The organism is Nonomuraea corallina, assembly GCF_027620315.1.
Taxonomy (GTDB): domain Bacteria; phylum Actinomycetota; class Actinomycetes; order Streptosporangiales; family Streptosporangiaceae; genus Nonomuraea; species Nonomuraea corallina.
In genome coordinates this window covers 1-10,498 of the sequence record NZ_JAPNNL010000223.1, presented here as the reverse complement: position 1 = coordinate 10,498, position 10,498 = coordinate 1, and the positions used below count along the sequence as shown (strand labels likewise).

Here is a 10,498-nt window from a genome sequence, read left to right as displayed (position 1 = left end):
CTGGGCGGCGCCGCCGCGCACGTCTCCTGGGTCTCCGGCGACCAGCTGAACGTCCAGTTCCCCGCCGCCCCCGACCAGCGCGTCCGGGTGCTCGTCGAGGACCCGGGGGCGGGCCGCAACGCCGTGACCGAGGTGCGGGCGGGCACGCCGGAGGACCCGCACGTGATGCGCCTGTGGTCGCGGATCCACCCGGACGTGGTGTCGTCGGTCCTGGTGCACGAGCTGTCGCACGTGGCCCAGACGGTCACCGCGACCGCGGGCGGCGCGCCGCAGGGCGTGATCAGGCCGTCGCTGACGGGCCGGCCGGTCGAGGGCGACGACCTCTGTGTGGTCCCCCGCCTGGACGAGCACGCCCACCTGTCGCGCAAGTGGCACGCGGCCACCGATGCCGCCGAACGCGCCCGGCTGGCCGACGCGATCGACGCCATCGCGGCCGACCTGGACCGCCGCGGCCAGACCCCGCCCCCTCCCCCGTGGGGCACGGGGGAGCGCGACGCCGCCCCGGAGCCGCGGAGCCGGATCGACCGCCTCCTCAACGGCGGGATGGAGCTCAGAGACACCCTCTCCGGCAGGCGTCCCACGCTCCCGGAGTCGGCCGCGTCCGCCGCGATCGAGCGCGCCACCGCCGCCATGGGCGGCCGCACCCGCGTGTCGTCCACCGGGGTGATCGACGTCCTGCTGCCCGGCCGGCCGCCGATCCGGATCGAGGTCCGCCCGCCGCAGCCCGCCGCGCCGAACCGGGACCCGGAGCTGAGCCGCATCCCCGAACAGGGCGGGCTGGTGTTCCAGGTGGACGGGCGGCTCACCATCGGGGCGACCGAGCGGGCCGCCGCCGCCATGACCGCGCGGGCGATCGCCCTGGCCCAGGGCCTGGCGAGCGCCGACCAGGCGACGCTGGCCGAGCTGTCCGAGCTGTCGGAGGCGGTCCGCCAGGTGCGCACCGCCACCGTGGCGCAGCGGCCCGGCCGGCTGGGCGTGCTGTTCGACCTGGTCTCGACCGCCGACCGGGAGACGCTGGGGCTCCTGCCCGAGCCGGTGGCGGCCGAACTGGCCACGCTCGCGGCGAACGAGCGGCCGCGCGACTGGGCCGCGATCCTGCACCGCCTGCGTACGCTGGCCAACACCACCGGATGGGATCCGCCGGAGTGCCTGTGCCCCGAGGACGGGCCGTGCACGTGCGGCGGACGCCAACGGCCGGCCGGGGACCCGGCGGACGCGCTTCCGGCATGATGAGATTCACCGAGAGATGGTGCACCGAGGGAGAGGACGGTCATGGTGTTCGCGGTGGCGAGGGCGAGAGACGAGGCTCACCTCTATCTCGATCTGCATCCGTGCTCCTGCGGGTCGGCGGACACCACCTGGGAGAGCGGGCTGGTCAGCGTGGAGGGCGAGCTGGTCAACCTCTATTCCGGCACGTGCCGGGAGTGCGCGTCCCCGCGTGAGTACGTGTTCGGCCTGCCGGAGCGTCCGGTGATGCCCGCCGGTTATCCGACGTTCGGCGGCCCGGAGCCGTCAGAGCTGCTCGACGCGGGCGAGTGGATGTGGGTGGCCGACCTGTCGGCGGGCAACGTCCCGGTGGACGACCCGGCCGAGGCCGAGCGCACGCTCCGGGTGGCGGCCGCGGCGGTGGCGGAGGTCGTCAAGTTCGTGCCGGCCGGCGCGGACGAGGTGCCCGACGACGGGTTCTGGTCCGAGCGGGGCCTGCGGGTGCGGGCGGCCGAGCCCGGCCGGTTCCGGCTCGACCGGCTGCTGGTCGTCAGGGACACCTACCAGGACCTGGTGAGCCGGCGTGCCTGAGCCCGGTCTCGCCCGTACGCTCGTGGAGGCGTACGTCTATCTCGACCTGGCCGGCGGTTCGCGCGGGGCGCGGACCGACGAGGTGGCCGACGGCTGGCTGGTGCGGCTCGGCGACGTGGAGGTGCTGGTGCCCCGCGAGTCCGAGGCGTGGGCGCGGGAGCAGGACCTGACCTTCGGCGCGGGCCTGTCGGAACTGATCGATCCCGGCCAGTGGGTGCTCGTCGCGACCACGTACGCGCGCCGGGCGCTGGAGGGCGCGCTGTTCTTCGCCGCCGACCCCTCGGACGCCGGGACGTTCGACGAGGTCGCGTCCGGCTGGCGGTTCGCGGCCGACGCGGTGGAGGAGGCGCTGAAGTTCTTCCCCGACGGCGCCGCCGAGCTGGACCCCGGGGACTTCTGGACCGAGACGGGCAGGGCGCTGCGCGAGTCGGAGCCCGAGCGGCTCACCAGGGACAAGCTGGAGAGCGATCTCGCGTCCTACCGCGGGCACCTGGAGGACTTCCGCCGCCTGCACGGCCGCTGACGGGGGGCCGCCCGGCTTCGCCACGCTCGGGCATGAGCACCAGAACGACGAGGAGGCCCCGGCAAGGAAAGAAACCCCGGCTCAGTCTCCTGAACCGGGGTTTCTGTGCGGTACGCCGCCAGGGACTCGAACCCCGGACCCGCTGATTAAGAGTCAGCTGCTCTGACCAACTGAGCTAGCGGCGCTTGCGGAGATGAATATACCGGTGAATCGCATGCTGGTCGAATCGGTTGGACGCGGACCTATCTGGCTAGAATAAAGTTCGGCCACCAGACAGGAGCATTGATGTTCGCCTCCCCCGCCGACGTGACCGAGCGGCTCGCCGCCGTCGACTATCTCTCCGACGACGCCATCTCCACCTCGGTGTTCCTGGCCGCCGCGCTCGGCAAGCCGCTGCTCGCGGAGGGGCCCGCGGGGGTCGGCAAGACCCAGCTGGCCAAGGCGGTCGCCCAGGCCACGGGGGCCGCCCTGATCCGGCTCCAGTGCTACGAGGGCCTGGACGAGGCGCGGGCGCTGTACGAGTGGAACTACAAGAAGCAGTTGCTGCGCATCCAGGCCACCAGCGCCGACCACGACATCTTCACCGAGGAGTTCCTGCTGGAGCGGCCGCTGCTCAAGGCCATCAGGGCCGAGGAGCCGACCGTGCTGCTCATCGACGAGATGGACAAGGCCGACGTCGAGGTCGAGGGCCTGCTGCTGGAGCTGCTCTCCGACTTCCAGGTGACGATCCCGGAGCTGGGCACCATCACCGCGCGGCGCAGGCCGTACGTCGTGCTGACCTCGAACGCCACCCGCGAGCTGTCGGAGGCGCTCAAGCGGCGCTGCCTCTACCTGCACATCGAGTACCCGACGCCGGAGCGCGAGCGGGACATCGTGCTCGCGCAGGTGCCGGAACTGCCGGCCGACCTGGCCGAGCAGCTCGCCCGCACGGTGGCGACGCTGCGGGCGCTGGAGCTGAAGAAGGCGCCGTCGGTGGCCGAGACCGTCGACTGGGCCCGCACGCTGCTCGCGCTCGGGCGGGCCGAGCTGGACGAGGGGACGGTGGCGGGGACGCTCGGCGTGGTGCTCAAGCACAACTCCGACCACGAGCGCGCCGTCAAGGAACTCGGGCTGGCCTGATGTCGCTCGTCGACAGGCACGTCGGGTTCGTGCACGCGCTGCGGGACGCGGGGCTGCCCGTCTCGCTGGCCGAAGGGCTGGACGCGGCGCGGGCGCTGCGGGTGATCGACCTGGCCGAGCGGGAGTCGCTGCGCGAGGCGTACGCGGCCACGCTGGTGAAGAGGCCGGCCTACCGGCCGGGGTTCGACGTGCTGTTCGACCTGTGGTTCCCACCGGCGATCAGCGGCCTGCGGCAGCGCGAGGAGGTGGACCTGGAGCAGGCTCCGGTCGCCGAGCTGCGCGAGCACCTGGCCGGCCTGCTGGTGGACGGCACGGAGATCGAGCTGCGCGCGTTCGCCCGCGCCATGGTGGACCGCTTCGGCAGGCAGGAGGCGCAACCGGGCAGGCAGAACTGGTTCTCCTACAGCGTGCTGCGCGCCCTGTCGCCCGAGACGCTCATGGCCGGGATCCTGCGTGAGGCGCTCGCCGGGCGGGAGCGCGGCGGGCTGGCCGAGAAGACCGCCAGGCAGCGGGTGAACTCGGGCATCCGGCGGTTCGAGGAGGCGGTGACCGCCGACGTGCGCCGCCGCATCGCCGAGGACTCCGGCATCGAGAAGATCTCCCGCTCGGCCGTGCGGCCGCCCCTCGACCAGATCGACTTCCTGCGCGTCACCAAGGCCGACCTGTCCAGGCTGCGCCGCGAGGTCCACCCGCTGGCCCGCAGGCTGGCCGCGCGGCTGACGATCAAGCACAGGAAGGGGCGGCGGGGGCGGCTGGACTTCCGCCGCACCGTGCGGGCCTCGCTGCAGAGCGGCGGCGTGCCGCTGAACATCCACGTCAAACCGCCCCGGCCGCACAAGCCGGAGCTGGTCGTCCTCTGCGACACCAGCGACTCGGTGTCGTCGTTCGCGCACTTCACGCTGCTGCTCACGTACGCGCTGCGCGAGCAGTTCACCAAGGTGCGGGCGTTCGGGTTCGTCGACACGGTGGATGAGATCACCCGGTTCTTCCAGCCGGGAGCCGACGTCGTGGACGCGCTGGCCCGGCTCGCGCACGAGGCCGACATGGTGCGCTTCGGCCGCACCAACTACGGCCACGCGCTGGAGACCTTCGCCGAACGCTACGGCGACGCGATAGGGCCGAAGACCTCGCTGCTCATCCTCGGCGACGCGCGCTCCAACTACCAGCCGCCGGCCCTGGAGGTGCTGAGGTCGCTGACCGGCAAGGCACGGCACGCGTACTGGCTGAACCCGGAGCCGCGCCGGCAGTGGGACACCGGCGACTCGATCGCCACCGAGTACGGCTCGGTGGTGCCGATGCACGAGTGCAGGAACGTGGCCCAGCTGGCCGCGTTCATCGAGGAGCTCGCCTGACCGTGGGGTCTGACCGTGGGGTCTGACCGTGGGGTCTAGACGCGCTGCAGCTCGCGGGCGGCGGTGCGGGCCAGCAGCTCGATCTGCGTCGCGTCCAGCACGGCGGTCCGGTTGTCCTTGATGTGCTTGGCCGCCAGCCGGGGCTTGAGCAGGGTGAGGCCCTCGGCCGTGAGCGTGCCGCCGCGCGGCAGCATCCCGCAGTGGACGGCGATCAGCGGGCGGATGACGACCTCGATGCCGGTCTCGCGGCTGAGCAGCTCGGCGAACGCCTTCGCGGCGGCGGTCTGCTGATTGGCGATCTTCGTGCCGTACTTCTCGCCGAAGAACAGCCTGCCGCCGTACGAGGCGATCTCGGTGTCGGGGCTCCACGACTCGTTGTCGACGATCCACACCCCGCCAGGCCCGATGACCAGGTGGTCGATGGACGCCTGGTCCCTGATGGCGCGGCCGTCGAGCACGCGGTAGCCCTGCCGGCCGAGCGCACGCCGCAGCAGCCTGCCCGTGATGACCTCGCCGCGCCGCCTGCCCCGCCACACGGCGGTGGCCCGGAACGAGCGCCAGTCGAGCCACCAGTCGACGCCCGCGACGACGCCGCCGAGGGCCAGGCCGCAGAGGGCGGGCACCGGCAGGCCGAACCGGAGCGCGAGCGCGAAGCCGGCGACGGCCCCCACCGCCGCCTTGAGCATCCGCGAGCGGCGCCGGCTCTGGGCCCCCTCCCGCCAGAACTTCTCGTACCACCACTGCGGAGACGACCCCGTGAACTTCTCGTCCTGCTGCACGTAGATAGAGCCACCGGGCACGGCAAACTCCCCGAATGAAGATGTCGTTCCATTACGGGATCTGCCACTCCGAAGATCCCTCGCCGCTAAAAGAGATACCCCATGCCGAAGGAAGGTGAGCCTAAGGTGACGTAATTGGTACCTCAAGGACGGGACTCAAGACGTTCGACCGACCAGTCGGTACGCTTGCTCCCGTGAGAGATGAACCGGTACGCCGGCGGCTCCTGGCCGAGGCCACCAGGCTCTTCGCCGAGCAGGGCTTCGAGAGCACGTCGGTGCAGGAGATCGTCGTCGCGGCGGGCGTCACCAAGGGCGCCATGTACCACTACTTCGACTCCAAGGACGACCTGTTGCACGAGATCTACGCCAGGGTCCTGCGCATGCAGATGGACCGCCTGACGCAGATCGCCGACAGCGGCGGCACGGTGGTCGAGCGGTTGTACCGGGCGGCGGCCGACGTGGTGGAGACCACGACGGACAACCTCGACGACTCCAAGATCTTCTTCCGGTCGATGCACCTGCTCGCCCCCGAGACCCGCAAGACCGTGCGGGCCGAGCGCCGCCGCTATCACGAGCGCTTCCGTGCCCTGGTGCTGGAGGGCCAGCGCGAGGGCGTGTTCAGCGACCGGGTGCCGGCCGAGCTGGTCGTCGACTACTTCTTCGGCTCGGTCCACCACCTGGGCACCTGGTTCCACGCGGACGGACCGCTGACCGGCGCCCAGGTGGGCGAGCACTTCGCCGACCTGCTGCTCACCTCACTCGGGTCAGGGCGACCCGGTGAGCACGGGTCAGGACGACCCGGCGAGCTCGGCACCGGACGGCCCGGCGAGCTCGGCACCGGGCGACCCGGCGGGGCCGGGCACCCCGGCGAGTGAGGCCAGCGCCTCCCGGTGGTCGCCGGGCGTGCCGAGCGCGACCTCGGCCGACTTGGCGCGCTTGAGATACAGGTGCAGCGGGTGCTCCCAGGTCATGCCGATGCCGCCGTGCAGCTGGACCGCCTCCTCTGCGGCGCGTACGGCCACGCCCGCGTTCCACGCCTGGGCCACGGCGACGGCGGTCGGCGAGCCCTCGGCCACGGCGTTGCGGGCGGCGGCACGGGCGCGCACCACGTCCAGCCACAGGTCGGCCAGCCGGTGCTTGATCGCCTGGAAGGAGCCGACCGGCCGGGCGAACTGGTGACGCTCCTTGACGTAGGCCAGCGTGGTGTCCAGGCACCACTGTGCGACGCCGTACTGCTCGGAGGCGAGCAGCCCGGCGCCGAACCGCAGCACGTCCGCCAGGTCCACGTCGCCCACGCGGGTGGCGGCCGCGCCGTCGAGCGTCACGGTGGAGACCGGCCGGGTCAGGTCGAACGAGGTCGTCGCCCGCACCTCGGCGCCCTCCACGAGATACAGGCCGCCCCCGGCCGGGACGAGCAGCACGTCGGCCACGTCGGCCCCGGCGACGCCGGTGACCGCGCCGGACAGCGTGCCGTCGTCCGACACCCGCACCGACGCGCCGCGCTCCGGCAGGTACGGGGACGCGGCGAACGACACCGCCAGCGCGGCCGTCGAGCGCCCGTCGGCCAGCCGTTCGAGCAGCTCGCCCGCGTCCGCCCGGACCAGGGCGTACGTGGCCAGCACGGAACTGGTGAAGAACGGCACCGGGGCGATGCCGCGGCCCAGCTCCTCCAGCACGACCGCGGCCTCGCTGGCCGACGCGCCCGCGCCGCCGTACTGCTCGGGGACGAGCAGTCCCGCCACGCCGATCTCCCCGGCCAGCGTCTTCCACAGGTCCGGGTCGTACGGACGCGACTCGGCGCGCTTGAGCACCACGGCCGGCGGGCAGCGGTCGGCGAGCAGGTCGCGCACGGCGGCCCGGAGCTCCTCCTCGACCTCGGAATAGAGCAGGCTCATCGCGGCAGGTCCTTCCAGGGCACGTCCTTGTCGATGCGGGGTTCGGAGGGCAGGCCCAGCACCCGTTCGGAGATGATGTTGCGCAGGATCTCCGAGGTGCCGCCCTCGATCGAGTTGCCCTTGGCCCGCAGGTAGCGGTAGCCGGGGCCGCGGCCGTAGAAGTCGACGGTCTCGGAGCGGCGGAAGGCGTAGTCGTCGTAGCCGAGGTCGCGCAGGAACTCCATCTCCAGGCCGGTCAGCGCCTGGTTGAGCTTGGCGAACGACAGTTTCATGCCGGAACCTTCAGGCCCGGGCTGGCCGACGGCGAGCTGCTCGCGCAGCCGCGCGCCCGACAGGCGGGTCACCTCGGCCTCCACCCAGAGCGACAGCAGCCGCTGGTGCAGGTCGTGGGTGCGCAGCTCGGGGTGCTCGCGCCAGGAGCGCAGCATGCCGCCGACCAGGCCGGAGCCCCGGCCGCCACCGCCGCCGCCGATGGCCACCCGCTCGTTCATCAGCGTGGTCTGCGCGACCCGCCAGCCGTCGCCGACGGCGCCCAGCCGCAGGTCGTCACCGAGCCGCACGCCGGTCAGGAACACCTCGTTGAACTCGGCCTCGCCGGTGATCTGCCGCAGCGGCCGGACGTCGACCCCCGGCGCGTGCATGTCGCAGATGAAGTACGTCAGGCCGCGGTGCTTGGGCACGTCGGGGTCGGTGCGGGTGACCAGGATGGCCCAGCGGGCGTGGTGGGCGCCGGAGGTCCACACCTTCTGCCCGTCGACCACCCACTCGTCGCCGTCGCGTACGGCCCGGGTGGCGAGCGTGGCCAGGTCGGAGCCGGCGCCGGGCTCGCTGAAGAGCTGGCACCAGATCTCCTCGCCTGTCCACAGCGGCCGCAGGAAGCGGCGCCTCTGCTCGTCGGTGCCGAAGGCCAGGATGGTGGGCGCGGCCATGCCGAGGCCGATGCCCTGCACGCCGCCGTCGATCTGGGGGGTGCCGGCCAGCTCGCGCTCCACGACCGCCTGCATGTCCCGGGAGAGTCCCAGGCCGCCGAGCCCTTCGGGGAACCAGACCCAGGCCAGACCGGCGTCGAACCTGGCGCGCAGGAACTCCAGCCGGTCGCCCGCCGGGTCGTTCTCGCTCAGGAACGCTGCCACGCGCTCCTTGAGCCGTGCTTCGTCCACTCCAGCTCCTGTCGTCGGGGGGTCACATGTACTGCTTGAGCTCGCGGTAGGCGAGCGACCGCTTGTGCACCTCGTCCGGCCCGTCCGCCAGGCGCAGCGAGCGGGCCCCGGCCCAGAGCGCGGCCAGCGGGAAGTCCTGGGACACGCCGCCCGCGCCGTGCACCTGGATGGCCTTGTCGAGGATCCACTCCACGGCGATCGGGGTGGAGATCTTGATGGCCTGGATCTCGGTGTGGGCGCCCTGGTTGCCGACGGTGTCCATCAGCCAGGCGGTCTTGAGCACGAGCAGGCGCAGCTGCTCGATCCTGACGCGGGACTCGGCGATCCAGTCCTGCACCACGCCCTGCCGGGCGATCGGCTTGCCGAACGTGGTCCTGGCCAGCGCCCGGCGGCACATCAGCTCGACGGCGCGCTCGGCCATGCCGATCAGGCGCATGCAGTGGTGGATGCGGCCGGGGCCGAGCCGGGCCTGGGCGATGGCGAAGCCGCCGCCCTCCTCGCCGATGAGGTTGTCCACCGGGACCCGGACGTCCTCGAAGACGATCTCGGCGTGCCCGCCGTGGTCGGCGTCGTCGTAGCCGAAGACGCTCATGCCGCGCTTGATGTGCATGCCGGGGGTGTCGCGCGGCACCAGGACCATGCTCTGCTGACGGTGCTTGGGCGCCTCGGGGTCGGTCTTGCCCATCACAATGAAGATCTTGCAGGTGGGGTTCATCGCGCCGGAGATGAACCATTTGCGGCCGTTGATGACGTACTCGTCGCCGTCGCGCACGATCGAGGTGGCGATGTTGGTGGCGTCAGAGGAGGCCACGTCGGGCTCGGTCATCGCGAACGCCGAGCGGATCTCGCCGTCGAGCAGCGGCCGCAGCCACTCCTGCCGCTGCCACTCGCTGCCGAACATGGACAGGACTTCCATGTTGCCGGTGTCGGGCGCGGCGCAGTTTGTGGCCACGGGCGCGAGGTGCGGGCTGCGGCCCATGATCTCCGCGAGCGGCGCGTACTGGAGGTTGGTGAGCCCGGCACCGTGGTCACCCGGCAGGAAGAGGTTCCACAGGCCGCGCTTCCTCGCCTCGTCCTTCAGGTCCTCGACGAGCGGCGGGACGCCCCAGCCGCTCATCCTGACCTGCTCCTCGAACGCGGGCTCGGCCGGGTGGACGCATTCGTCCATGAACCGCAGCAGCCGCCCGCGCAGTTCCTCGGTGAGGCTGTCGAAAGCGAAGTCCATGCCGCGAGCCTACCGACCGGCCGGTATGTCTGTCGACAGTGGTCGCCCGCAAAACCCGCCGGGTGGCCCTCCTGGGTACGGACCGGCCCCTCTAAGGTCGGCGCCATGACCGCGAACCTTCCCGCACCCGTGGTGCTCGAAAACGACGTCGTCCGGCTGGAGCCGCTGACCCTCGCCCACGTGCCCGACCTCTTCGCCGCGGGCGGCGGGGACGACGAGCTGTGGCGGTGGATGCCGATCGCCACCCCCCGCACCGAGGAGGACCTGGCGACGGCCGCCCGCGCCCTGATCGACGACGACAGGCACGTGCCGCTCGCCGTGATCCATCGGGAGAGCGGGCGGGCGATCGGCTGGACCGCGTACTGCGACGTGCCGGGGTTCGACGAGAGCGTCGAGATCGGCTGGACCTGGTACGGCCGCGCCCACTGGCGTTCGGCCGTGAACACCTCCTGCAAGCTCCTGCTCATCGACCACGTCTTCGACAAGCTCGGCCACAACCGGGTGCTGCTCAAGACCGACTCGCTCAACCTGCGCTCCCAGGCCGCCATCAGGCGGATCGGCGGCCTGCACGAGGGCACGCTGCGCCGTCACCGCCGCAGGCCGGACGGCTCCTGGCGGGACACGGCCTGCTTCGGCATCCTCGACGAG

Annotated in this window: 10 protein-coding genes, 1 tRNA gene and 1 pseudogene; 7 read left to right on the top strand and 5 right to left on the bottom strand. The window is 72.2% G+C overall.

What is annotated here, in order from left to right; all coding sequences use genetic code 11:
* The 3 genes from OUY22_RS33290 to OUY22_RS33280 form a co-directional block, all read left to right on the top strand.
* Positions 1-1,230, top strand: a 1,230-nt coding sequence (locus OUY22_RS33290; RefSeq protein ID WP_270159247.1) for a hypothetical protein, incomplete at its 5' end; no start/stop codon positions are given.
* A 54-nt stretch (positions 1,231-1,284) separates the two neighbouring features.
* A complete protein-coding gene (locus OUY22_RS33285; protein ID WP_270159246.1) occupies positions 1,285-1,797 on the top strand; it encodes a hypothetical protein in 513 nt (170 codons plus the stop codon).
* Positions 1,790-2,320 (top strand): hypothetical protein, encoded by a 531-nt coding sequence (locus OUY22_RS33280; RefSeq protein WP_270159245.1) that lies wholly within the window; start codon positions 1,790-1,792, stop codon positions 2,318-2,320. The genes OUY22_RS33285 and OUY22_RS33280 overlap by 8 nt, the downstream gene beginning before the upstream one ends.
* A gap of 111 nt (positions 2,321-2,431) precedes the next feature.
* On the opposite strand, the gene OUY22_RS33275 is transcribed toward OUY22_RS33280, so the two are convergent.
* Positions 2,432-2,505, bottom strand: a tRNA-Lys gene (locus OUY22_RS33275).
* Between the two features lie 100 nt (positions 2,506-2,605).
* Between OUY22_RS33275 and OUY22_RS33270 the strand changes: the two genes are divergently transcribed.
* Together OUY22_RS33270 and OUY22_RS33265 are read left to right on the top strand one after the other, a co-directional pair.
* Complete coding sequence (locus tag OUY22_RS33270; protein ID WP_270159244.1) at positions 2,606-3,439, top strand: AAA family ATPase; 834 nt, start codon at positions 2,606-2,608, stop codon at positions 3,437-3,439.
* Positions 3,439-4,791: a vWA domain-containing protein gene (locus OUY22_RS33265; RefSeq protein ID WP_270159243.1), complete on the top strand. Its 1,353-nt coding sequence runs from the start codon at positions 3,439-3,441 to the stop codon at positions 4,789-4,791. Before OUY22_RS33270 ends, OUY22_RS33265 begins: the two co-directional genes overlap by 1 nt.
* 35 nt (positions 4,792-4,826) lie before the next feature.
* Here OUY22_RS33265 and OUY22_RS33260 read toward each other — a convergent pair whose 3' ends face one another.
* Positions 4,827-5,591, bottom strand: a complete 765-nt coding sequence (locus OUY22_RS33260; RefSeq protein WP_270159242.1) for a nuclease-related domain-containing protein — start codon at positions 5,589-5,591, stop codon at positions 4,827-4,829.
* 173 nt (positions 5,592-5,764) lie between these two features.
* Here OUY22_RS33260 and OUY22_RS33255 point away from each other — a divergent pair.
* Positions 5,765-6,331 (top strand): annotated as a pseudogene (locus OUY22_RS33255) (TetR/AcrR family transcriptional regulator); the annotation flags it as partial.
* A gap of 27 nt (positions 6,332-6,358) precedes the next feature.
* Here the strand turns inward: OUY22_RS33255 and OUY22_RS33250 are convergent.
* From OUY22_RS33250 to OUY22_RS33240, 3 genes are read right to left on the bottom strand one after another with little or no spacing between them, the layout of a single operon-like run.
* Positions 6,359-7,465, bottom strand: a complete 1,107-nt coding sequence (locus tag OUY22_RS33250; protein WP_270159240.1) for an acyl-CoA dehydrogenase family protein — start codon at positions 7,463-7,465, stop codon at positions 6,359-6,361.
* Positions 7,462-8,625 carry an acyl-CoA dehydrogenase family protein gene (locus OUY22_RS33245; RefSeq protein ID WP_270159239.1) on the bottom strand — a complete coding sequence of 388 codons (1,164 nt, stop codon included), beginning with the start codon at positions 8,623-8,625 and terminating at the stop codon, positions 7,462-7,464. Before OUY22_RS33245 ends, OUY22_RS33250 begins: the two co-directional genes overlap by 4 nt.
* Positions 8,626-8,647: 22 nt before the next feature.
* Positions 8,648-9,850: an acyl-CoA dehydrogenase family protein gene (locus tag OUY22_RS33240; protein ID WP_270159238.1), complete on the bottom strand. Its 1,203-nt coding sequence runs from the start codon at positions 9,848-9,850 to the stop codon at positions 8,648-8,650.
* A gap of 105 nt (positions 9,851-9,955) precedes the next feature.
* Between OUY22_RS33240 and OUY22_RS33235 the strand changes: the two genes are divergently transcribed.
* Positions 9,956-10,498 (top strand): GNAT family N-acetyltransferase (locus OUY22_RS33235; RefSeq protein WP_270159237.1); only part of this gene is annotated, 543 nt, incomplete at its 3' end.